Origin of the sequence: Flavobacterium ardleyense (assembly GCF_033547075.1) — a bacterium.
GTDB classification, from domain to species: domain Bacteria; phylum Bacteroidota; class Bacteroidia; order Flavobacteriales; family Flavobacteriaceae; genus Flavobacterium; species Flavobacterium ardleyense_A.
Map to the genome: position 1 here is coordinate 2606941 of NZ_CP137891.1, position 24114 is coordinate 2631054.

The window sequence follows — 24114 nt, forward strand, 5'->3', positions numbered from 1 at the left end:
AGCCTAAACAAATACAAAATAAAATGATAAAAATTGACGACAAGAAAATTAATGAAATAGCACAAAATCTTGATTGTGGAATGAACTGCTATCTCAACATTAAAACTGGAGAATTGATTGATTTACCAGAGAATTATGAAGACATTGACGAAGAAGATGCGATCGAAATGTTTGGGGATATTTTAGAAAAAATTGAAGATCCCGACTTTAAGAAAATCCCTGTTATAGAGTCTTACGAGAGTTTTCAGATAATGAAAAGCTTTTTAGATAAGGTCGAGAACAAAACTTTCTATGCAAAACTGCAATCTGCATTAGATGGCAAAAAGCCTTTTGCAAATTTTAAAAATGTCATTGATAATTCAGAATTTAGAGAAAATTGGTTTGCACACAAACAGGAAGAATTGGAAACGTATGTGCGTGAACAGATTCGGTTTTATGAAGAAAATTGAATGATTAAAAGATTGATAGATTGCGAGCACAATAGTGTAAAAATAATTAAAAAGAAATTAATAAAAACAAAAAATGATCGGTCAGCACCTGGTAGTAAATTATGAAAGATACGCTTGTAAATTGTAAGCGATACTGGGTCTTAAACCGTAAATTTTTGCCGCAACCCAAGCAGCTTCTGTTGATAAAGTTTTCAATTTGCCCCGAAAACTTATATCAGGAAAAGGGGCTGGTGCTCGCTCCGATCATTCCGCCTTTCGGCTAATCTACTAGGAAAGTAAGCCAATTTATTTCTTGAACTTTACTGTCAATCTCTCTAAAAGCTCTTCCCGCTTGATCAATTTCTATTTGCAGTTTCTCGATATTAATTGTCGTTTTCAGATTGCTATCGCCAGTATTAAATATTTGTGCGGAGCGTCTAATATTGCGAAGTTTTTCTGAAACTAATTTTAAAGAATCACGTTTTGCAAGCGCTTCCATCAGTAAACCTTCACCTTCCACAATTGTCACGTTATTGGTTTTATTGATTCTTATAATTAAAATTTCCAAATCCTGAATGGTTTTTCTAAGTTGCGCAAGCAATTTATCCGGATCTTCTTGTGGAAGCCTATCATCAGAAACAATTAGGACAGGCATAATTCTATTTTGCAGATGCTCTATTTTTTTTATCAAATCAGCTCTCAATAAAAGTCCTTCCGCAAGCTTCATATTCTTATTATTCTGTTCTTCTGACATTTATTTTATGTTTATAATGGGCTAATTACCTTCAATTCGAATTTACTAAATAATTACGAAATAGAAAACTTAAACCGTCTTGAAATTATTACTTTAATGATAATACGATTTCTTTGGGCGCATCCCGTCGCCAGAAGGTATTGTGAAAAGTTAGATATGAGATGTGGCTCGGGTCGGGTCGTCCGCTATATCTTTGCTGCCTAAATGAACCGTTTAAGTTTGAAATTTTCGTTTGGCAGCAAAGGATGTGCTTCGCCAGTTCGCTTTGCTCGGCTCTTTCCCAACCGTTGCGCGAAGGAATCTAAAAATACAAGAAATCTAAAAAATCGAAATGATCTAAAATACCAAAATGAACAGAAAAGATTAATAGATTGAAAGATTTCTACAACATCTTAAACCGGCGCTGCGATTTCCATCAAATATGCCGCAAGCAACGCACCATAAGTTCCGAGGACATAGCCAAAAACAGCAAGCAAAACTCCAACACTCGCCAATGATGGATGAAAAGCCGAAGCGACGATTGGTGCCGAAGCTGCTCCGCCGATATTGGCTTTACTTCCCACGGCAAGAAAGAAATATGGTGCTCTTATTAATTTGGCAACAATTACCAACAATAAGACGTGAATTGCCATCCAAATAAGTCCTACGATTAACAATCCTGGATTGCTCATTACAGATCCCAAATCCATTTTCATTCCGATAGAAGCTACTAAAATATAAATAAAGACACTTCCTATCTTGCTTGCTCCCGCACCTTCGTAGGTCTTAAGCTTGGTAAAAGAAAATGCGATTCCCAAAGCAGTCGCGATACTTACCATCCAAAAGAATCTATCTCCAAAGGTAGATGCAAAACTTGTAGGATCGTTTACAACATCAAAATTGGCTTTTAATAGTTCCGAAAGTGAGTTACTTCCCCAATGCGCTAATCCCACTGCCGAGAATGCGATTCCCAGAATAATCATCAAATCGGTTAAGCTTGGATTTCTAGTTACATTGTCAGAATAGGCGGTCATTTTATCCTTTAGTTCGTCAATGGACGAACTGTCCGCTTTAAGCCATTTGTCGATTTTTTCTTTTCTGCCAATTCCGAAAAGTAAAACTGCCATCCAGATATTTGCAACTACAATATCGACCAAAACCATTGCGCCGTACTTCTCCTGATTGTATTTGAAAACTTCAAGCATTGCCGCTTGATTCGCTCCTCCTCCAATCCAACTTCCTGCAACAGTCGAAAGTCCGCGCCACACTGCGTCAAAACCTGCACCGCCAACAGTTTCGGGTGAGAATATCGAAACTATCAAAACGGCAAGTGGCGCTCCAATTATAACTCCAACTGTTCCAGTAAAGAACATAATTAATGCTTTTGGACCGAGTTTAAACATTGCTTTTAAGTCAATACTTAAAGTCATCAAGACCAAAGCCGCAGGAAGCAAATATCGGCTCGCGACAAAATATATAGAAGATTTTTTGGTAACAACTTCGCCAGTTTCGGTGATTTCGCTCCATTCTGGCGAAATAATATTCAGCGAACTGAAAATAGATGGTAGTAAATAACACATCAATAGTGATGGAAAAATAACATAGAACTTTTTCCAAAAGCCACCTTTTATATTACTTGTATAAAATACAAACGCCAATAACAGCATTAAAAGTCCAAAAACAATGGTATCGTCAGTAATAAAAGGGGCGTTATTCATCTATTTTATTTTGGGCGCAAAATAGGACAATTTTTTTAGTGGTGAGGGTTGTAGTTGTGGAAAGTTTGGAAAAAGACTTTACAACTATATAGAAAACTTCATTAGTTTTCAAACTGTCTAAGCCTATAGAAGAGGAAATAAAATTAATATCGCTTGCGAAGACGTCAATATTTAGAGATAATTTGATCAAAATAAAAGTATTTTAAACTAAAAAAAAACTGCCGCCAGAAATAATTCTCCATTAGCAGTTTATTACCAAAATTTTGTAATCTCCAATTTGCCTACATCTTCTTAATATTGTTTACCACGCCTCCATCGACTATAATATCTGTTCCGGTGATGAAGCGAGCTTTGTCGCTGACTAAGAAATAAACAACATCAGCAATGTCTTCTGGTTGTCCGTTTCTACCAAGTGGTGTGGCTTTTTTGATCATTTCCATTCTTTCAGGATGTTCTTCGGCGGCTTTAAGTCCCATTGGAGTTTCGATTACTCCGGGTGAAACGGCGACGATTCTTGCGCCTTTGCTTCCCCATTTGTTGGCATGCTTCTGAGTTAGTAAAATCGTTCCGCGTTTTGCGAAATTGTAAAGCATATCCGAACTGCCATCAATAAACTTTTTAATGGTTTCGAATGATCCTTGCGCTTGCGGATTGCTCAGTGCTTCGTCGTAGTTTTCACTCGGCGGAACCGTGTGTCCCATCATTGACGATAGAATCACAGCAACTGATCCTTGGGTGGCTAATTCGTAAAAGGCATCAATCAAAACCTCGGGCGCGACTAAGTCGATGTCGTAAATTTTTTGAAGATCTTTCATTGTTCCGCTGACTCCTGCGGTGTGGATTAATGCTTTGAAAGTGCCGTTGTCTGACACGAACTTGGTCAGCTTCTCAATATCTTCTTTGCTGGTAATGTCGCAAGCGATTCCGATGGCGGTGATTCCCTCTTTTTTAAGATCTTCGATGGCGCGGTCGACGTCTTTTTGGGAATAATCAGTTAGAATAAGATGTTCGTCTTTAAATGCTTTTGCACAAGCTGTTCCGATTCCGCCGGCTCCGCCGGTAATTACTATCGACTGTTTTTGAGTTGCCATATAATTGAATTTTTAATTTTAGACTTTGAAATTTATCTTACAAAAGGTACAAAGATTTTCTGGTTTTTTCAACTTTTAAAAACGATAGTTCTTCGAAAAAGTTTGATTTTCTCTTCCCGGCAAAAGTCTTGAATCTTAGCAGAGTCTCGCGGCAGGGATGGGAACGCCATCCTTTGCTGCTTAACGAAAAAGCTGAAAATTTACTCAAAAATTTCTAGCAGCAAAGATACAGTGGACAGCCCGGTGATGCCGGTAGGAACGCTCCGGCAGCAGCCGCCCAAAAGAAAAAAAACACCAATTGAAAGGGTCAGTTTTATTCAAAAAAAAAAGCCTCACATACGTGAAGCTTTCTATATTTATGAGTCGAAATTGACTAGAATGCAACGTTCCATCTAGGAAGTCTGTCGTTTTCGTCCAAGAAATTTTGCAGAATTTGTGCTTCTACAAAAGTTGGAATTTGCTTGTCTGTGTCATTAAAAGTTTCATACCAAGTAACCTCAAGTCTATCGATATTTTCCTTTTTCATCTGTGCAGGCCAAGAATATTTACGACCTGTTTTGGCAAATTGATGACCATTTACGATTTTGTCGTAAAGACCGCCATTTTTGATTTTTAGGGTTCCGTCATTTTGTACTGTTCCAGTAGACCCAACCATTACAACTTCGGCTCCGTCCTCTGAAACTGCTGTTACAACAAATACTCCGCTACCGCTTTCAGGTGCATTGCAAACCTCTTCTAAACTACCATCGGCAGTAAGTGAAAATGATTCTGTTTTAAACTTCTCTAATTCTTTGTACATATAGGATATAATTGCTCAAACAATAGTTGACCACAGAAATGTGGACTTATATTGCTTAAATTCGGTGCAAAAGTAAGGTTTGTAAAGGCGTTTTCCGAATTTATTGTGAGAAAATTTGGGGATGTATTTCACTGAGGTAAATTAATTATTGGATTTATGATGAAATTTGAGGTTTTGTATAACTAATTCAACCAACTGCTTACCTGAAATTTTCGATGTCTATAATTATTGTTCGTCCTAATTCCATATTTACTATTGCAGAATCAAGTCGTTTCTCGTTCGCTCGACTTGACATCTCATAATTTGTTGCCATCCAAGAATTATATTCCTTGAGTGATATAATAACTATTCCGTCTCCCTCTTTTGATGTAATTGTAATTGGTTCGATACTTTTAATTACATCCTCAAAATGCAACTCTGTATTTCTCTTGAATTCAGCAAGTTTTAAAGTTTTCATAATAGCCTGATTTTGAATAAAATTAACCAGAATTGTTGAACTTTCAACTATTTTAAAGGTTATTTAAAACAGAGAAGCCACCTCAATTGAGATGGCTTCCTATATATAGTTGTTTTGGGAAAGACTATCCTAAAACTTCTTTCACTTTTTTTCCAATTTCTGCTGGAGAATCTACAACGTGGATTCCACATTCTCTCATAATGCGTTTTTTAGCTTCGGCAGTATCATCTTCACCTCCAACGATTGCACCTGCGTGACCCATTGTTCTACCTTTTGGTGCAGTTTCACCAGCGATAAAACCAATTACTGGTTTGCGGTTACCATCTTCTTTGATCCATTTTGCAGCATCAGCTTCTAGTTGACCACCAATTTCACCAATCATTACGATACAGTTGGTTTCTGGATCATTCATCAAAAGCATCACTGCTTCTTTTGTAGTTGTTCCGATAATTGGATCTCCACCAATACCAATTGCAGTAGTGATTCCCAATCCTTGTTTTACAACTTGATCAGCAGCTTCGTATGTTAATGTTCCTGATTTAGAAACGATTCCAACAGTTCCTTTTTTGAAAACAAAACCTGGCATAATACCTACTTTCGCTTCTCCTGGAGTAATGATACCTGGACAGTTTGGTCCTACAAGTGTACAAGGTTTGTTCTCGATGTATGCAGCTACTTTGATCATATCTGCGACTGGAATACCTTCTGTAATTGTAATAATAACTTTGATTCCTGCATCTGCAGCTTCCATAATAGCATCAGCAGCAAAAGCTGGCGGTACAAAAATGATTGTAGTGTCAGCCTGAACTTGGTCTACAGCATCTTTTACAGTATTAAAAACTGGACGGTCTAAGTGCGTAGATCCACCTTTTCCTGGAGTTACACCACCTACTACATTTGTTCCGTACTCAATCATTTGTTCAGCGTGGAAAGTTCCTTCGCTACCTGTAAATCCTTGTACTATTATTTTCGAATCTTTATTAACTAAAACACTCATACTATATCTTTTAAATTGTTTTTTAAAATGGTGTTGCAAAAATAGGTTTTTAGGGGCAATATTTATAGTAAAATCATAAAAAAATGTAGCCTACAACTTATTCAAGTCTTTTAATATTCTCTTTCATGTAAGGATACTGATAGATTACAAATTCTGCTTCTGAATTTGGATATTTTTTGTCCCCATATTTTTGAATTTTTATGTAAACCCTTTCTTCGGGATATAGGGCAACATTCATTGCCTTCATTGCCCAATCATCTACAGAAATGCTCCCTTTTGAATCGCAGTAATGCTTGTTTTTCGAAAGGTATTCATTGAGATCATCGTCTATTCTAGTTTCATCAATACAAATTCTAAAGCTAGTTAACTTCCCCGAATAGAGATTAAAGGAGAGGTAATTATCATATAATCCAAAAAAGGATACTAGTGGTAAAATGGCAATTACTGCAAACGGGATTTTGTTAGATCCGCTCACAAGATTTCTAAATGAAATTATAGTGTTGTTGTGGTAAAATAAAATTATCAAATATAGTATCATCAGCACATTCCAAGGCCAAACAATTGAAATGTAGTTAATTCCTAATGGAGAAAGAAAAATTAGAATAAATATGTGCATTGCAATCAATAGAAGTGCGTAACGTTGTTTGTTTTTTACAAATAACAAACCTAATGCAGCAAGAATTTCAAAGATTGGCAGGGCTAAACCAGCATAGTGAACTACGATATTCTGAATTTGATTTGGTTCGAAACCACAAAATCTAATCTGGATCATTTTCTCCCAAACGGTTTACAGAAAACCACCGTTCAATTTGTGTAGACCACTAAAGAAGTATGTCGCAATTATCAAAAATGAAAAATAGTTGAGAAACTGCTTTGGATTTTTATTATAAAAGAAAAAGAAAATGAATGTTAGCAAATATTGATATTCCCAAGGTTGCCAGCGACTTTGATCTAAAAGGCAAGAGGAGAATTCAACCGCAGTTGTGGCTACTAGAATTACTTTCGACTTTGGAAAAATTCCTACCAAAGCAATTCCACTTAAGGCGATAAAGAATAAGGCCAAATGGACCGAATTCGGAATATTCTCTAGAAATTCAAACGGAGGAATAACAGGGAAAAGTCTGTCAGTATGCCAGACTTTATAAGAAAATAGTTTTGTAAAAATCCAAAAAGCGGACGTGATTCTGATAATCAAAATCGTTGTCGAATCTTCCGATTTAAGTTGAAACATAATTACAATATGGTTAAATTATGCTTGCAAAAAGTATTTACGACAGTTGACTCATCTGATAGCACTTAAACAGCTTTCCGTCTTTTAACTCCCAGACAACCATAAAATGTGCAAGCAACATTTCCTCATTAGGATTCTCAATTGTCGAAACATATTGCGAATATCGGACAGCAACCTTTTGGTTTTCGGCAACAATATGACCAATCTCAATACGAGAACTTGGATAAGCTTTAGACAACTCGTCAGACAGAGCAATCATCTCCATCCTATTCATCATAACCAGTCCCTTGCTGCTCTGCCACTCGAGACTTGCATCTGCATGAAGCAAAGTGTCTAGTGCCTTACTATTAATAATCGCATCTGATTTGTATAAACTTTCAACAATTTTTCTAGCGCTCATAATTTTTTAATTTGTTTATAATCTCCGGCAATTTTTTAATATTTGCCAATTGCTTTAGTTTCTCCCTAGATTCTTCTATTGGAGTTCCAAAATAACTTTTGCCACCTGCAATAGATTTGGTTACGCCTGTTTGTCCCATCACCACAGCTTTTGTGCCGATAGTAATGCCACTCGTAGTACCTACTTGTCCCCACAGAGTCACCTCATCTTCTATAATAACACAGCCGGCAATACCTGTCTGAGAAGCGATAAGGCATTTTTTACCGATAATAGTGTCATGACCAACGTGCACCTGATTGTCAATTTTAGTTCCCCAACCAACAGTAGTATCTCCAGTAACGCCTCTATCAATTGTGCAAAGTGCACCAATATCGACATTATCTTCTATAATTACACGACCACAGGAAATAAGTTGATCAAAACCACTTTCTCTCTTTTTGTAATAAAATGCATCCGCTCCCAAAACAGAGCCGGCGTGTATTTTTACATTATTACCAATAATAGTATTATCATAAAGCACTACATTGCTATGAATAAGACAGTTATCGCCAATTTTAACATTATTTCCAACAATTACATTTGGTTGCAAAATTGTCCCTTCTCCAATCGTTGCCGATGGCGAAATGCTCGAATGCGAAGGATTAAAAGGACTAAAATGCTTTATAATTTTATTAAAATCTCTAAAAGGATCATCCGAAATTAAAAGTGCTTTTCCTTCAGGACATTCCACTTCTTTATTGATTAAAACAATCGTTGCAGCAGATTGCAAGGCTTTATCGTAATATTTTGGATGATCTACAAAAACAATATCCCCAGGAGTAACGACGTGAATTTCATTTAAACCGTAAACTGGAAAATTTTCATCTCCTACGAATTTGGCGTCTATTAAAGCAGCAATTTCTGCTAGTGGATATTTTTCTGTAAACTTCATTATATTTTTTTAGTGCGCTTTCGCGAAATGTAGAATGGTATAATTACGATTTAACGCGTTCCATATAAGAACCTGATGTTGTATCGATTTTAATTTTGTCTCCTTCATTAATAAACAAAGGTACATTTACTGAAGCTCCAGTTTCAACTTTTGCAGGTTTCATAGCATTTGTTGCCGTGTTTCCTTTCATTCCTGGCTCTGTATAGGTTACTTCAAGAACAACCGAAGCTGGCATATCTACAGAAAGAGGCAGTTCAGTTTCCGCATTAATCTGCACCATTACATTTTCTCCTTCTTTTAATAAATCTGGAGCGTCAAGGATTGCTTTGTTTAAAATGATTTGCTCATATGTTTCTACGTGCATAAAGTTGAAATCATCGCCCTCTGCATATAAAAATTGGAACTTATGTGTTTCTACACGTACTTCGTCAATTTTATGTCCTGCCGAGAAAGTGTTTTCTAAAACTCTTCCCGTGGTAAGACTACGCATCTTTGTACGAACGAAAGCTGGTCCTTTTCCTGGTTTTACGTGAAGGAATTCGATAATTTTATAAATATCGTTATTAAATTTTATGCATAATCCGTTGCGAATATCTGAAGTACTTGCCATTTGATGGTGTATTATTTAAAAGTTATTATTTTTGTATTGTGATTTTTAGTTGCTTCCGGTATATCCTTTCATCACGCCTCGGGATGAATTGCGAATAAACAATATAATTTCGTCACGTTCTGGAGTCGCTTCCATTTCAGCTTCAATTATTCCTAAAGCTTGAGTCGTATTGTAATTTTTCTGATAAAGGATTCGGTAGATCTCTTGTATTTCGCGAATTTTCTGGGCTTCAAAACCTCTTCTTCTAAGTCCTACCGAATTTATTCCAACGTAAGATAAAGGTTCTTTTGCAGCTTTGGTAAATGGAGGTACATCTTTACGAAGCAACGAGCCACCAGAAATCATTGCATGTGCTCCAATATTTATAAATTGATGTACTGCAGATAATCCACCGATAATAGCATAGTTTCCTACACTGACGTGACCACCAAGTAAAACACCATTTACAATAATAACATTGTCACCTATCTGACAATCATGTGCAATGTGTGCAGTAGCCATCACTAGACAATTATTACCTATCACCGTTTGGCCAGAAGCAATTGTGCCTCTATTTATAGTTACACATTCTCTTATAGTTGTATTGTCTCCAATGATGGCAAGTGAATCCTCTCCACCAAATTTAAGATCTTGCGGAACGGCAGAAATTACAGCGCCTGGAAAGATGTTGCAATTTTTACCAATTCTAGCCCCTTCCATTATAGTAACATTTGATCCAATCCACGTTCCATCACCAATTATAACATTATTATGTATTGTTGTAAAAGGTTCGATGACCACATTTTTGGCAATCTTTGCGCCTGGATGTACATATGCGAGTGGTTGATTCATAATCTGAATTTAATTTTTAATTTACTCTGGCAATTTGAGCCATCAATTCTGCTTCCGCAACTAATTTACCATTCGCGTAAGCGTTCGCTTGCATATGACAGATACCGCGACGAATCGGCGAAATAAGATCACATTTAAATATTAATGTATCTCCTGGTAATACTTTCTGTTTGAACTTAACATTGTCTATTTTCATAAAATAGGTTAAGTAATTTTCGGGGTCAGGAACAGAACTTAAAATTAAAATTCCTCCTGTTTGAGCCATCGCTTCAACTATAATAACTCCAGGCATCACCGGTGCTCCAGGAAAATGACCAATGAAGAATGACTCGTTCATGGTTACATTTTTTAACCCTACCACATGCGTTGCCGACATCTCAATTATTCTATCAATAAATAAAAATGGAGGTCGGTGCGGCAAAATACTCATAATTTTATGAATATCCATTAAAGGCTCTTGATTCAAATCAAAGGCAGGCACTTGATTGCGCTGCTCTAATTTAATTATCTTCGAAAGTTTTTTTGCAAATTGCGTATTAATATTATGACCTGGTTTATTTGCTATAACTTTTCCTTTGAGTCGAATTCCCACCAAAGCCAAATCGCCAATCACGTCAAGTAATTTGTGTCTTGCAGCTTCGTTAGGATAATGTAAAGTAAGATTGTCAAGAATACCATTTGGCTTTACCGAAATATGTTCTTTACCAAAGGCTTTTTTCAAATTCTCCATTGTCGAATCTGAAATTTCTTTGTCTACATATACAATTGCATTGTTGAGATCGCCACCTTTTATAAGTCCATTATCCAACAAAGATTCTAATTCGTGTAAAAAACTAAAAGTTCTTGCATTTGCAATTTCTTCCTTAAAGTCGTCAATACTCTTAAGAGTGGCATTTTGAGTTCCTAATACTTTAGTTCCAAAATCGACCATTGCCGTTACTTGATAGTCATCAGAAGGCATAATTAGAATTTCGCTTCCTGTCGTTTCATCTGTAAAATTGATTACTTCCTTAACAACATAATATTTGCGTTCGGCATTTTGCTCTTCAATTCCTGCTTGCTCAAGTGCTTTGACAAAATACTTAGAAGAACCATCCATAATTGGGGGCTCTGATTCATTTAATTCAATTATAATGTTATCAATGTCACAACCTACACAAGCTGCAAGTACATGTTCTGAAGTTTGGATTTTTACCCCCAATTTTTCCAGATTTGTCCCTCGCTGCGTGTTGACTACGTAATTAACATCGGCTTCAATTACGGGCGAACCTTCCAGATCAACCCTTACAAAGGTGTAGCCATTGTTCACAGGCGCCGGTTTTAATGTCATAGTGACTTCCTTTCCAGTATGCAGACCTACTCCCTTGAGAGTAACTTCCTGCTTTATGGTTTTTTGTTTAACCATTATAATCGTCTTTTTTAATTATTTGTTTTTTTAATTCGTCAATATCATTAATAATTTTTGGTAAATTTCTGAAATGCACATACGATTTACTAAAGTCATTGTATCCAAATGATGGTGACCCCTGTACAATCTCGCCATCTCCGAGGCTTTTTCCAACACCTGCTTGTGCTTGAATGCGTACATTATTACCAATTGTAATATGACCCACGATCCCAACTTGACCTCCAATCATACAATTTTTGCCGATTTTGGTCGATCCAGCAACTCCCGTCTGACTTGCAATTACAGTATTTTCTCCAATTTCGACATTATGAGCAATCTGAATCTGATTGTCCAGTTTTACTCCTTTTCTAATGATTGTAGATCCCATCGTTGCTCGATCAATTGTTGTCCCTGCTCCTATCTCTACATCGGCCTCTATGATTACATTTCCTATTTGTGGAATCTTATCAAATGTTCCGTCTTTTTGAGGTGCGAAACCAAATCCGTCTGAGCCTATAATAACACCTGAATGGATCACGCAATTATCGCCAATAATACAATCTTCATAAATACGAACGCCAGCAAAGATGCGAACATTATTGCCAATTTTGCAGTTTTGTGCAATATGTACGTGTGGATGAATCTGCGCATTGTCGCCAATTTCTACATTATCTTCGATAACGGCAAAGTGACCTAGGTATAAATCCTTTCCGCAAATCGCAGAATTGGAGATATAAGAAGGTGTAGCAATACCATTTCGGTTGCTCTTAGTTTCGTTGTAATGTTGTAATATTTTTGAGAATGCGTCATACGCATCGTCCACTCGGATCATCGTAGTAGAAACAGGATGATCTGGCGAAAAATTGGAGTTTACAATAACTACACTTGCCAAGGTATTGTATATAAAGTGATTGTATTTTGGATTAGATAAAAAAGTTAAAGCTCCTTCCGTACCTTCCTCAATCTTGGAAAGCTTGAAAACTTCGGCTTCAGGATTCCCTTCAATCGTCCCCTCTAATACAGTTGCTATTTGGTGTGCAGTAAATTTCATTCTGACAAAAATATAAAAAATAGGTCTTAGTTCTTATTTTTCAACAAGTACTTTTGGAAAACAAATATAATACTTAGTTACTGGTTTGGACAACGCTCTGAGATTTAATTGATCTGATGCATCAATAACATCTTCAACAGAACCATCCTTCTTCAAGATTCGGATAGGTTCCAAACATTTATTATAAGCTTGATTCTTGATTTTACCTTTAAATATAAAGTACTTCGCTTCTGTGGCAGTCAATTTATTTGTTTCTAAAAATCGGTCCACTAATTTTTGAGTTTCCTCTGATGAAAATTTATCATTACTCAAAATAATTTTAGGCAACTCTCGGTTAATGATCATATTACTTAGCTTTCGCAAAATAAAATCATCATGAGTTAGCCACTGTTTCACAGCCGAAATAATATCGTAATCGTCAAGCAGTGCAAAAGTATCTAGAGCATCACCACACAATTCTTCTTTGCTAACGTTGTGATTAAGAAAAAACGACAATGGCGCTGAACAATTAACTTCAATCTTATTCTGAATTAATTCTCTTGCTCTTTTCATCACTTTTATCAAAATCAACTCGGTGACAAGACTTGTTTTATGTAAATAAACTTGCCAATACATCAATCTTCTCGCCGTTAGAAAGTTTTCGACGGAGTAAATACCTTTTTCTTCGATGACCAAAACATCATCCTTTACATTCATCATCTGAATCATTCGCTGCGAACTGATATTACCTTCTGCAACTCCAGTAAAAAAGCTATCTCGTTTTAGATAATCCATCCGGTCCATATCGAGTTGACTTGAAACCAACTGAATCATGAATTTTCGAGGGTAAGAAGCTTTAAAAATTTCGATTGCCAAATCTAATTTGCCTGGGAAAATAATATTAAATTTCTCCATAAACGCCAACGAAATATCTTCGTGTGACACTTCTTCGATAATACTGTGTTCCAAAGCGTGCGAAAATGGGCCGTGTCCGATGTCGTGCAAAAGAATAGCCAAGTAAAGTCCATTTTCTTCATCATCAGAAATACGTACCCCTTTTATTCTTAAGGTATTTACAGCCTGTTGCATTAAATGTAAACAACCTAAGGCATGATGAAATCTCGTGTGATGCGCACCTGGAAAAACCATATATGCCATTCCCATTTGGGATATTCGTCGCAATCGCTGAAATTCAGGGTGCTGTACAATATCGTAAATAAGCGTATTTGGCAAGGTTATAAAACCATAAATAGGATCACTAAAAATTTTTAATTTGTTTATTTTCTCCAAAATCCAATTTTTATTGAGAGCAAATATACAGTATCAGACCGAGAAACTTTATACCTTGGGGTAATCTCAAAAAATTTTCGGCATTTTCTATTAAATATCTTATATCTAAATTACACAATGACTTGTTAAGATTTCTTGGACTTTCTAATTTTAGCGAAAGCAATATCATAAGAATTCTTGTACTTTTACAATAAGTTTAATAATGCGGTGTGGTGAATAGTGCTAAATTGCCTTCAATAAATAGATACTTATGAATCAAATAAAAATATTATGGGTAGATGACGAAATAGATCTACTCAAACCACATATTCTCTTTTTGGAGAAAAAAAATTACCACCTTACTACGTGCAATAATGGCCGCGACGCTGTAGATATGTATGCCGATGGTGACTTTGACCTCGTCTTCCTTGACGAAAATATGCCCGGAATGAGCGGACTTGAAGTTCTTGCCGAAATAAAAGAAATAAAGTCCTCAACGCCTGTAATTATGATTACAAAAAGTGAGGAAGAATATATTATGGAAGAAGCGATTGGATCAAAAATCGCAGATTACCTTATAAAACCAGTAAATCCAAACCAAATACTCTTAAGTATTAAGAAAAATCTTGATCATTCTCGATTAATTTCGGAGAAAACAACTTTGGATTATCAAAAGGAATTCAGAAAAATTGCACTTGATCTTTCAATGGTAAATACATATGAAGGTTGGGTTGATTTGTATAAAAAGCTGATTTTCTGGGAACTTCAATTAGAAAATATTGAAGATCAAGGAATGAGCGAAATATTAGAATCGCAAAAAAGTGAAGCAAATTCACAATTTGGGAAATTTATCGAACGTAATTACGAAGATTGGTACGAACCAAAAGCGGAACATCCAGTACTATCACACACATTATTTAAAACTTTGGTGGTTCCCGAGCTAAAGAAGAAGGACAGACCCGTCCTCTTTGTAGTGATCGACAATTTGCGCTACGATCAATGGAAATCTTTTGAAAGTATTGTTGCTAATCATTACAAATTAGAAAAAGAAACTGCTTACTACGCAATCCTTCCTACTGCAACTCAATATGCTAGAAATGCGATTTTCGCTGGTTTGACGCCATTGGAAATGGAAAAGAAGTTTCCGCAATATTGGAAAAATGACGTAGAAGAAGGTGGAAAAAATCTATACGAGGCCGAACTTTTGTCTGCTCAACTTAAAAGATTAGGATTAAATCTTAAGGAAGATTACTTCAAAATTACTAGTTTGGCAAGTGGCCGTAAACTTGTAGATAATTTTAAAGGGCTAAAAGAAAATGATTTAGTGACGGTAGTCTACAACTTTATTGATATGCTATCTCACGCAAAAACCGAAATGGACGTGGTAAAAGAGCTTGCCGCTGATGATAAAGCATATCGATCATTAACTTTAAGTTGGTTCAAAAATTCGCCACTTTTAGAAATTATTCAGCAAGCGCAGCAAATGGGTTTCCGCTTAATTATAACCACAGATCACGGAACAATTAATGTAAAAAGTCCGTCGAAAGTTATTGGAGACAAAAACACTAGTTTGAATTTGAGATATAAAACCGGTCGCAGTTTAACTTACGAAGACAAAGATGTTTACGCAGTAAAAGATCCCAAAATAATTGGATTGCCTGCGATAAATATGAGTAGCTCATTTATTTTTGCTAAAAATGATAGTTTCCTGGCCTATGTAAATAATTACAACCATTACGTCAGTTATTACAGAAACACCTATCAACACGGGGGAATTTCGCTCGAAGAGATGATTGTTCCATTCCTGGTTTTTAATCCAAAATAATTAGAGTTATAATGGAAAAGATTTTCTCTTTAAGTACTATTGATTTGGCTGTTGCTCACTTTTTTAATTCTGATCCTCATAAAGTAGTATTATTTAATGGGTTGATGGGTGCTGGTAAAACGACTTTTATCAAGTCATTATGCAAACATTTAGGAGTTGAAGATGTTACAAGTTCACCTACTTTTTCTTTAGTAAACGAGTATAAAACTCTTGAAGGTAGTAGTATCTATCACTTTGATTTATATCGAATAAACTCCGAGATAGAAGCTTTGGATATGGGAATCGACGATTATTTGTATTCAGGAAACTGGTGCTTTATTGAGTGGCCAGAAAAAATCCCTAATCTGCTTCCAGACAATGTTACCACGGTTACTATCCGTGAAACTGAATCTGGAGAAAGAGCTTTGGAAATAATATAATAAGAGTCACTATTGCCGAGAAAAAAAATTCAACAATACTTTTTTTTATAATTTTGGAAAAGAAGAAAATAGAAATCTTGCTTTTTTTTGATAACTTAGAGCGTTAATTTACTAATACTATGTCATTTAGCCCATTTACAAAACAACAGTTAATGCCACAGGAAGAAACTCTGGAAGTTGGCCGCCATAAAAGTCAACTTTTCATTGGTATTCCCAAGGAAATTAGTTGCCAAGAACGGAGAATTTGCCTTACGCCAGATGCAGTTGCTTCTCTCACGCTTCATGGTCACAGAATTTTAATGGAAGCTGGTGCAGGATTGTCAAGTAGCTATTGTGATAGAGAATACAGTGAGGCTGGTGCCGAAATTACTACCGATACGAAAAAGGTTTTAAGCTGTCCGTTACTACTAAAGGTAGAGCCACTAACTCTCGAAGAAATTGAACATATTGCGATAAATGCCGTCATTATATCGGCAATTCAAATAAAAACCCGTCAGAAAGAGTATTTTCAAGCTCTAATGAAAAAGAAAGCTACAGCTTTGGCCTTCGAGTATATTAAGGACGAAGACGGAAGTTATCCAGCTGTAAAATCACTGAGTGAGATCGCAGGAACAGCTTCAATCTTGATTGCTGCCGAATTAATGATTAACAGCCACGCGGGAAAAGGTTTACTATTTGGAAATATTAGCGGCGTTCCACCTACAGATGTTGTAATTATTGGAGCAGGAACCGTTGGTGAATATGCTGCCAAAACGGCCTTGGGAATTGGAGCAACAGTAAAAGTCTTTGATAACAGCATTACCAAACTGCGACGATTGCAAAATAATGTGAAGCACAATATCTTCACTTCAACTATTCATCCAAAGACATTACTCAAAGCCTTGAGAAGATGTGATGTAGCCATTGGTGCAATGCATGGCAAAGAGCGCTGTCCGATTGTGGTCTCAGAAACAATGGTGGAGCATATGAAACGAGGTGCCGTAATCGTAGATGTGAGCATTGATACAGGAGGTTGTTTTGAAACTTCGGAAGTAACTTCTCATGAAAAACCAACCTTTATCAAGAACAACGTGATTCACTATTGCGTTCCAAATATCCCGTCGCGCTATTCCAAAACTGCATCACTTTCTATCAGCAATATCATTACGCCATATTTAATCGAGGTTGGTGATGATGGTGGCATCGAAGAATCTATTCGCTCCAACGTCGGGCTTCGCAATGGCGTATACTTATACCACGGGATTTTAACAAGCAAAACTATCGGTGAATGGTTCGGATTGAATGATAGTGACATCAATTTATTTGTGTTTTAACATTGCTTTGGAGTACCTTTGCGCAAAATAAATTACAATGAGATTTAGATTTAGACTCGCATATTACCTTGCTGGATTTGCGATAGGAATATTTTTTCTTTCAATGATTTTAAGCGGGAAGGAAACTCGATGCACCTATTTTCCCAACGGAAGAGTGCTCAATGATTTACGTAATAAGCCATTTCATTACTCAGACGCTGCTTCTGCAGTCCTTGCAGAATCGTGGATTGACACTATCGATATCAAAAACACTCTAAATCACGGAGATGTGGACTTTGATAGGAGTAATACAAAACTTGACAATGGAAAAATTTATGTAATTGAAGGCAAAACAATGCAAAATGTTCCAATTACCTTGAAAGTTGTCAACTATAGTAGTAAAGCAGTTTTGCAAGAAATTTCGAAATAGCTTTTTCAAAATAAAAATTAAAGCCATTGCAAATAGTGATGGCTTTTTTATTGTAATAATAATTTCAAGGAGCTATATCCAGCTTTCTGCGACAAGTCCTCACAAAAAAAGCCATTTTTTATGGCCATAATAAGAGCTTCCGTTGGTCGCTTTATTCTGTCCAAAAAATGTGTTTTTTTTTGTTCCGGGCTTTTTGCGGCAGTCTGGGCTAGGGGTCTGATGGTTGTTCAGAACTCAACTTTTGAAAAGCTAAGAACATATTCTAAAATTTGTGTAGTTGATCAAGCTTTCCAGAAGCAAATGGAACCAGCTGTTATTGTGTACCTAAAATATCTTGTGAATTCTCAAATTTTTGAATCTTTCAATCTTTCAATTCTTTTCAATTATTTTCTAAACATCTTCCTCGCCACAATCACTTTCATAATCTCATTGGTTCCGGCATAAATCCTTGCAACTCTATTATCAACGTACATTCTCGAAATCGGATATTCCCACATATAGCCGTAACCACCAAAGAGTTGAAGACATTCGTCCACAACTTCTCCACACATATCGCTTGCACTAAATTTGATCATCGAGGCAATTTCTGCCGAAAGTGTTTCATCCATCAAGTGCTCAATACTTGAATCCAAAAACGATTGGTGCAATTGCAATTTCGTAGCACATTCGACTAACTTAAATTGCGTATTCTGAAATGAAGAAATTGAATTTCCAAAAGCAGATCTTTCGTTGGTATACTCAATTGTACTTTCAATAGCACCTTGAGCAGTTGCTACCGCTGTGATTGCCACGGTGAGTCGTTCTCGTGCAAGTTCGCTCATCATAATATAAAATCCTTTTCCCTCCTCGCCTAGCAAATTCTCTTTGGGAACTTTTACATTATCAAAGAATAATTCGGCAGTATCTTGAGCTTTCATTCCGATTTTCTTGAGAGGATTTCCTTTTGCAAAACCTTCAGCGTTGACATCCATAATTAAAAGGGAAACGCCTTCATCTTCGGTATTTCTGTTGGTTTTTACTGCGACTATAACCATATCGCACATAAAACCATTGGTGATAAAAGTTTTTTGACCGTTTACAAGATAATGATCTCCACAATCTTGAGCAGTAGTTTTAATTGCTTGCAAATCACTTCCGCAGTTTGGCTCGGTCATTCCAATTGCGGTAATAATTTCGCCCGAAGCCATTGCGGGTAAATATTTAGATTTTTGATCATCGGTTCCGTATTTTAGTAAATAGGGCGCAACTATATCAGAATGTAGAAAAAACCCAGGTCCAGAAATTCCTTTTTTTCCCAACTCTTCAATAAAAAGTGCACTAAAAGAAAAGTCTAGTCCACTTCCACCGTATTTTTCTGGCATATCAAGACATAACAAACCCAAGCTCCCAGCCTTCGTCCATAATTCTCTCGGAACCATTTGATTGTTCTCCCATTCCTCCTGAAAAGGCAGCATATCCGATTCGATAAATTGCACAATCATCTCGCGCATCATTTTATGTTCGGCCGAGCTGTATAATTTTCGCGGAAGCAAGATGTCTTTTAGCATTTATAAAATTTTTAAATAGTCAAAACAATACTGAAGTGGTCTTAGACCTAAAAGTACGTTTTATTATTCAAAATTTCTAAACGCATTTTTTAAATTGCATCTAATATCATGCAAACCAAAGAGAGGCATGCAAAAGCGACCTTTAGCAATACTATAAATATCGGAATGGGGGAAATTTTAAAAATGTAGTAAAGTGACTATAGCCAATCGGGAGAAAGCTGTAGAACGAATTTTATATTAATTAGTCTGTATTTACTACTTTTTCTTGAAAGAATTTTTAACAAATAAAAATAATTTTACTACTACAACACATAGTGCACCAACCGCTAAACCGATTATAGCTTCACGAACGATATCTGGAAGATTAGGTAAAAAGTGGTGAAAGTAATCAACATTGTGGGCAAAAATACCACCTGAAACGAGGATTAAGGCGATCGTTCCAATGACAGTGAGAGATTTAATTACATACGGAAGTGCCTTTACGAGCATCATTCCAAAGGATTTTTTTAAACTTTTTTCCTTTTTACTTTTCTTGATAAGGTAATAGCCAGCCTCGTCCATACGAACAATTACCGCAACAATGCCGTATACACCTACTGTTGCAAGTAGAGCAATTGCACTCACTACCAAGATTTGTGTTGTTAGCGTATTATTAACAACTGTACTCATCGCGATGATAATAATCTCGACAGAGAGTATAAAATCAGTTACAATGGCAGATTTTATTTTAGATTGTTCCATTGCAAGAATTTCTTCTTCGGTAATGTCTTGATCCAAATCGACTACCGCCGCATCCTTATGTGGGACCAAAAATTCATAAATTTTCTCAGCTCCTTCATAGGCTAAGTAGAATCCTCCTAATAATAAAGCTATTGTTATCGCAATTGGAAAAAATGCACTTAGTAGAAATGCTACCGGTAAAATAATTATTTTATTAATTAAAGAACCTTTTGTAATTGCCCATAGCACCGGAATTTCTCGCGATGATGCAAATCCTGAAGCTTTCTCCGCATTTACTGCCAAATCATCACCGAGAATACCTGCAGTTTTCTTTGCTGCAACCTTACTCATAACCGCAACATCATCCATAATTGCGGCGATATCATCCAATATTGCAAAAAAACCTGAAGCCATAGTTTTATATATTAAGATGCCAAATATAAAATATATTAGAAAATTCTAATCTAAATTTTTCATAAATAGTTTTTTATTCTAAAGTATGATTCAGTTGAAGCAGCAAGAATGACATCATGCTTTTTGTGAAAATTGAGTCTGCAAAGACAAGGCATGTCTAATTTGTTGTTTATCAAACGATGTAAAAAATTGCCTGCACTCAGCTAATGAAGAGTTAGAAATTTGGTGAAATTATGCGCTTAACATAGCAATAAGCTGTATAGAAATGAAATTGATTCGGAGTAATAAATCTTGCGAAGTTCAATGTATTTGATGTTCCAAAAAAGTAATTGTTGTTCCAGTAATTAGCAAAGATGGATCGTAGTAAAACACTATCACCACTACAGAATTATCTTGTCAGGTTTTATGGCGGAATTTAAACTTTGTAGTTTGGCCAAAGGAAACAATTTAGGATTCTGCGCAGTTTGATAGTTTTCATTTGGTATCGAGTGCAGAATTATTCCCATTGCGATCTGAATTTTGCAAAATTCATTTAAATCCTAAAAATATAATTATTAGATAATTATTGTATTTAATCTCACTTAAAGATTTCAGTTCAAGATTTCAGTTGAAACATGTTTCTTGGGTTTGTTGAAATAGATTTATTTGTTTAAAACGGATAAAATTTATTCTAAGACAATTGTTATTTTTGAAAAATTTCCGTCTATAATAACATTTTCCCTAGCCGTGATAGCAATGGAAATCCCGTCGTGAGAATTTGCCTTCTGTGGCAACAGTTGCAAACAAGAGCGACCAACGGAAGCTCCTTGATTGCTAACTGTTGCGGCAAATTCTCACGACGGATTGTAATGGATAGCGCGATTAGCTCCTAAAAAAAACAATTTTCGTCTTCATCAGTCGATTCTCCATTGTCGTTTTGAGCTTTTTTAAACAACCGCTTCAAAATTTTATTACAGTGAGAATGCCGTAATTAAATATATAAAATTGGTTAGTTTGCGAAAATTCAGAATTTTGCCGGTGACATTCCCACAGCGAGCAACATTTGCGTTTTTGCTGTTAAAGAAATAATAAAAACACTGCAAATTTTCTGTTACAATTCGATAAGAGTATTTTTACAATTAACCTAAAAAAATTGATTGTAGATGGAAGTTTTTCAGCAATGGTTTGATACCTTATTATCAGATGCCGGAGTAGCACCTGACTGGATTTCCTTTTTCAGCATGCTCATTGGCCTAGCGATTTTAATTGCAGTTGCCGTATTTACCTACTTAGTTATTAAGCATTTTCTCATTCGGTTTTTGAATGCCTTTTTCAGAAAAACATCTTTTAAATGGGATGATGTGTTGGCCGATCGCAATACCTTTAACAATTTGGCCCATATTATACCTGCAATTATAGTTCGAATTGCAATACCAAAATTGTTTGTAGACTATCCGCAAGTACAGCCATTCATGATCAAGGTTGGTGATGTCTACATATTAATTGCTGCGACATTGATTATTATATCATTCGTAAAAGCGGTGGAATACATCCTATCGCAATCGCCTGTTTTTGCCAACAAACCGCTTGCGAGTTACTTTCAATTATTGCGAATTGTAATTTATATTGCAATTTTCATCACGATACTTTCGGTGCTTTTAGGCAAATCGCCAATGTATTTTCTGACCGCCTTCGGGGCAATGACTGCAATAATATTATTAATCTTTAAGGACACTATTTTAGGTCTAGTGGCTAGCGTTCAAATATCAGCAAATGATGTAGTGAGAGTTGGTGATTGGGTAGAAATGCCAAAATATAACGCTGATGGAGATGTAATAGCAATAAATTTAAATACGGTAAAAGTCCGCAATTGGGATAAAACGATTACGGCAATTCCAACTTTTTATTTTATTACCGACAGTTTTAAAAATTGGCGCGGAATGCAAGAAAGTGGTGGAAGACGTATCAAGAGATCCATACTTTTTAATGTGCATACAGTTAAGTTTGTAAATCCAGAAACGCGAGAACGCTTTAAACAATATAGCTTAATTACGGAGTATGTATCTGAACGCCAAAACGAAATAGAGGTATACAATACAGAAAATGGTGTAGACACTTCACAACTGATTAATGGAAGAAGAATGACAAATATTGGAGTTTTTCGGATTTATGTTGAAAATTATCTTAAGCAACATAAAGGTATTCAGCAAGAGATGACGATGCTGGTGCGACAACTTCCGAGCGATGATCGAGGTTTACCTATAGAAATTTATTGCTTTACTAACACCACCAGCTGGTTGGAATACGAAACTATTCAATCTGATATATTTGACCATTTATTTGCAGCTGCCTCTTGGTTTGAGCTTGAATTATATCAGCAACCAGCAGGTAGTGATATTGCTTTGGCGATAGAGAAAGTCTCTCAAATATCTAAGTCACAGATGGAGTAATAGAAAAAAATGAGGAATGATTTTGTTAACAATATTCACACCCCTATTTGTAAATTGCATTTCTATTTCCTAAAAGTCTTAAAAGTAAAAGTTGCGGTATTTTAAAATTACTGGGATTACCTGCGGTCATCCCGGAGAGAGTTAATGCTACAAGAAAAAGCAAAATCCACTCGCGCTGGTCATGGATTGCTTTTTTATTTCCCAAATGCTTACAAAAGCTTTGCTTTTGAAACTGCAATAAAACAAAATACTACTCGAAGAATTCCGGGATTACCTGCGGTGATCCCGGAGGGAGTAAATGCTACAAGAAAAAGCAAAATCCACTCCCGCTGGTCATGGATTGATTTTTTATTTCCCAAATGCTTACAAAAGCTTTGCTTAATTCTGCAATTAAAAAAAATACTACTCGAAGAAGTCCGGGATTACCTGCGGTGGTCCCAGAGAGAGTTAATGCTACAAGAAAAAGCAAAATCCACTCCCGCCGGTCATGGATTGATTTTTTATATCCCAAATGCTTACAAAAGCTTTGCTTTATTCTGCAGTTAAAAAAAATACTACTCGAAGAATTCCGGGATTACCTGCGGTGATCCCGGAGGGAGTTAATGCTACGAGAAAAAGCAAAATCCACTCCCGCTGGTCATTGATTGATTTTTTATTTCCTAAATGCTTACAAAAGCTTTGCTTTATTCTGCAATTAAAAAAAATACTACTCGAAGAATTCTGGGATTACCTGCGGTGATCCCGGAGGGAGTTAATACTACAAGAAAAAGCAAAATCCACTCCCGCTGGTCGTGGATTGCTTTTTTATTTCCCAAATGCTTACAAAAGCTTTGCTTTATTCTGCAATTAAAAAAAATACTACTCGAAGAATTCTGGGATTACCTGCGGTGATCCCGGAGGGAGTTAATACTACAAGAAAAAGCAAAATCCACTCCCGCTGGTCGTGGATTGCTTTTTTATTTCCCAAATGCTTACAAAAGCTTTGCTTTTGACACTTTTGGGAAATAAAAAAGCAGAAACTCTCGTTTCTGCTTTTTCTTGTGGGCGATGAGGGATTCGAACCCCCGACCCTCTGGGTGTAAACCAGATGCTCTGAACCAACTGAGCTAATCGCCCCTTTTTATCG

At 36.2% G+C, this 24114-nt stretch carries 24 protein-coding genes and 1 tRNA gene; 7 read left to right on the plus strand and 18 right to left on the minus strand.

Annotated features, from left to right (window positions below; translation table 11 throughout):
* Window positions 1-23: 23 nt before the first annotated feature.
* Window positions 24-449 (plus strand): UPF0158 family protein, encoded by a 426-nt coding sequence (locus SBO79_RS11275; RefSeq protein ID WP_318640501.1) that lies wholly within the window; start codon window positions 24-26, stop codon window positions 447-449.
* Between the two features lie 259 nt (window positions 450-708).
* Here the strand turns inward: SBO79_RS11275 and SBO79_RS11280 are convergent, their stop codons facing one another.
* The 15 genes from SBO79_RS11280 to SBO79_RS11350 all read right to left on the minus strand — a co-directional run bounded on the left by SBO79_RS11280 (window position 709) and on the right by SBO79_RS11350 (window position 13933).
* A complete protein-coding gene (locus SBO79_RS11280) occupies window positions 709-1182 on the minus strand; it encodes a DIP1984 family protein (RefSeq protein WP_318640502.1) in 474 nt (157 codons plus the stop codon).
* A gap of 392 nt (window positions 1183-1574) precedes the next feature.
* A complete protein-coding gene (locus tag SBO79_RS11285; RefSeq protein ID WP_318640503.1) occupies window positions 1575-2879 on the minus strand; it encodes a DUF819 family protein in 1305 nt (434 codons plus the stop codon).
* 281 nt (window positions 2880-3160) lie between these two features.
* Entirely contained in the window at window positions 3161-3970 is an 810-nt protein-coding gene (locus tag SBO79_RS11290; RefSeq protein WP_318640504.1) for an SDR family oxidoreductase, read from the minus strand.
* 373 nt (window positions 3971-4343) lie between these two features.
* Window positions 4344-4769, minus strand: coding sequence for a hypothetical protein (locus SBO79_RS11295; RefSeq protein WP_318640505.1), 426 nt, complete (start codon window positions 4767-4769; stop codon window positions 4344-4346).
* A gap of 199 nt (window positions 4770-4968) precedes the next feature.
* Window positions 4969-5226, minus strand: a complete 258-nt coding sequence (locus SBO79_RS11300) for a type II toxin-antitoxin system Phd/YefM family antitoxin (RefSeq protein ID WP_318640506.1) — start codon at window positions 5224-5226, stop codon at window positions 4969-4971.
* Between the two features lie 124 nt (window positions 5227-5350).
* A complete protein-coding gene (gene sucD, locus SBO79_RS11305) occupies window positions 5351-6223 on the minus strand; it encodes a succinate--CoA ligase subunit alpha (RefSeq protein WP_318640507.1) in 873 nt (290 codons plus the stop codon).
* Window positions 6224-6320: 97 nt separating this feature from the next.
* Window positions 6321-6995: a hypothetical protein gene (locus tag SBO79_RS11310; RefSeq protein ID WP_318640508.1), complete on the minus strand. Its 675-nt coding sequence runs from the start codon at window positions 6993-6995 to the stop codon at window positions 6321-6323.
* A gap of 15 nt (window positions 6996-7010) precedes the next feature.
* On the minus strand, window positions 7011-7454 hold the full coding sequence (locus SBO79_RS11315; protein WP_318640509.1) for a hypothetical protein: 444 nt from the start codon (window positions 7452-7454) through the stop codon (window positions 7011-7013).
* Window positions 7455-7491: 37 nt separating this feature from the next.
* Entirely contained in the window at window positions 7492-7854 is a 363-nt protein-coding gene (locus SBO79_RS11320; RefSeq protein ID WP_318640510.1) for a nuclear transport factor 2 family protein, read from the minus strand.
* Entirely contained in the window at window positions 7844-8785 is a 942-nt protein-coding gene (locus SBO79_RS11325) for a UDP-3-O-(3-hydroxymyristoyl)glucosamine N-acyltransferase (protein ID WP_318640511.1), read from the minus strand. The genes SBO79_RS11320 and SBO79_RS11325 overlap by 11 nt, the downstream gene beginning before the upstream one ends.
* Before the next feature lie 43 nt (window positions 8786-8828).
* Window positions 8829-9395 carry an elongation factor P gene (gene efp, locus SBO79_RS11330; RefSeq protein ID WP_318640512.1) on the minus strand — a complete coding sequence of 189 codons (567 nt, stop codon included), beginning with the start codon at window positions 9393-9395 and terminating at the stop codon, window positions 8829-8831.
* Between the two features lie 45 nt (window positions 9396-9440).
* Window positions 9441-10226 carry an acyl-ACP--UDP-N-acetylglucosamine O-acyltransferase gene (lpxA, locus tag SBO79_RS11335; RefSeq protein ID WP_318640513.1) on the minus strand — a complete coding sequence of 262 codons (786 nt, stop codon included), beginning with the start codon at window positions 10224-10226 and terminating at the stop codon, window positions 9441-9443.
* Window positions 10227-10242: 16 nt separating this feature from the next.
* The gene (locus SBO79_RS11340; RefSeq protein ID WP_318640514.1) at window positions 10243-11631 is read right to left on the minus strand and encodes a bifunctional UDP-3-O-[3-hydroxymyristoyl] N-acetylglucosamine deacetylase/3-hydroxyacyl-ACP dehydratase; all 1389 of its coding nucleotides are present in this window, start codon (window positions 11629-11631) and stop codon (window positions 10243-10245) included.
* The gene (gene lpxD / locus SBO79_RS11345; RefSeq protein WP_318640515.1) at window positions 11624-12664 is read right to left on the minus strand and encodes a UDP-3-O-(3-hydroxymyristoyl)glucosamine N-acyltransferase; all 1041 of its coding nucleotides are present in this window, start codon (window positions 12662-12664) and stop codon (window positions 11624-11626) included. Before lpxD ends, SBO79_RS11340 begins: the two co-directional genes overlap by 8 nt.
* A gap of 33 nt (window positions 12665-12697) precedes the next feature.
* Window positions 12698-13933, minus strand: coding sequence for an HD domain-containing protein (locus tag SBO79_RS11350; protein ID WP_318640516.1), 1236 nt, complete (start codon window positions 13931-13933; stop codon window positions 12698-12700).
* Between the two features lie 250 nt (window positions 13934-14183).
* Here SBO79_RS11350 and porX point away from each other — a divergent pair, with 250 nt between their 5' ends.
* From porX to SBO79_RS11370, 4 genes are all read left to right on the plus strand, one after another.
* Complete coding sequence (gene porX / locus SBO79_RS11355) at window positions 14184-15737, plus strand: T9SS response regulator signal transducer PorX (protein ID WP_318640517.1); 1554 nt, start codon at window positions 14184-14186, stop codon at window positions 15735-15737.
* An 11-nt stretch (window positions 15738-15748) separates the two neighbouring features.
* On the plus strand, window positions 15749-16156 hold the full coding sequence (gene tsaE / locus SBO79_RS11360; protein WP_318640518.1) for a tRNA (adenosine(37)-N6)-threonylcarbamoyltransferase complex ATPase subunit type 1 TsaE: 408 nt from the start codon (window positions 15749-15751) through the stop codon (window positions 16154-16156).
* 119 nt (window positions 16157-16275) lie between these two features.
* Complete coding sequence (locus SBO79_RS11365; protein ID WP_318640519.1) at window positions 16276-17469, plus strand: alanine dehydrogenase; 1194 nt, start codon at window positions 16276-16278, stop codon at window positions 17467-17469.
* 37 nt (window positions 17470-17506) lie between these two features.
* Window positions 17507-17878 carry a DUF4258 domain-containing protein gene (locus SBO79_RS11370; protein WP_318640520.1) on the plus strand — a complete coding sequence of 124 codons (372 nt, stop codon included), beginning with the start codon at window positions 17507-17509 and terminating at the stop codon, window positions 17876-17878.
* A gap of 383 nt (window positions 17879-18261) precedes the next feature.
* On the opposite strand, the gene SBO79_RS11375 is transcribed toward SBO79_RS11370, so the two are convergent.
* The gene (locus SBO79_RS11375; protein ID WP_318640521.1) at window positions 18262-19425 is read right to left on the minus strand and encodes an acyl-CoA dehydrogenase family protein; all 1164 of its coding nucleotides are present in this window, start codon (window positions 19423-19425) and stop codon (window positions 18262-18264) included.
* Window positions 19426-19680: 255 nt separating this feature from the next.
* Complete coding sequence (locus SBO79_RS11380; RefSeq protein ID WP_318640522.1) at window positions 19681-20559, minus strand: DUF808 domain-containing protein; 879 nt, start codon at window positions 20557-20559, stop codon at window positions 19681-19683.
* 1142 nt (window positions 20560-21701) lie between these two features.
* Here SBO79_RS11380 and SBO79_RS11385 point away from each other — a divergent pair.
* Together SBO79_RS11385 and SBO79_RS11390 are read left to right on the plus strand one after the other, a co-directional pair.
* Complete coding sequence (locus SBO79_RS11385) at window positions 21702-22988, plus strand: mechanosensitive ion channel family protein (RefSeq protein WP_318640523.1); 1287 nt, start codon at window positions 21702-21704, stop codon at window positions 22986-22988.
* Between the two features lie 144 nt (window positions 22989-23132).
* Window positions 23133-23534, plus strand: coding sequence for a hypothetical protein (locus SBO79_RS11390; protein ID WP_318640524.1), 402 nt, complete (start codon window positions 23133-23135; stop codon window positions 23532-23534).
* A gap of 495 nt (window positions 23535-24029) precedes the next feature.
* Here the strand turns inward: SBO79_RS11390 and SBO79_RS11395 are convergent.
* A tRNA-Val gene (locus SBO79_RS11395) sits at window positions 24030-24104 on the minus strand.
* Window positions 24105-24114: the final 10 nt, after the last annotated feature.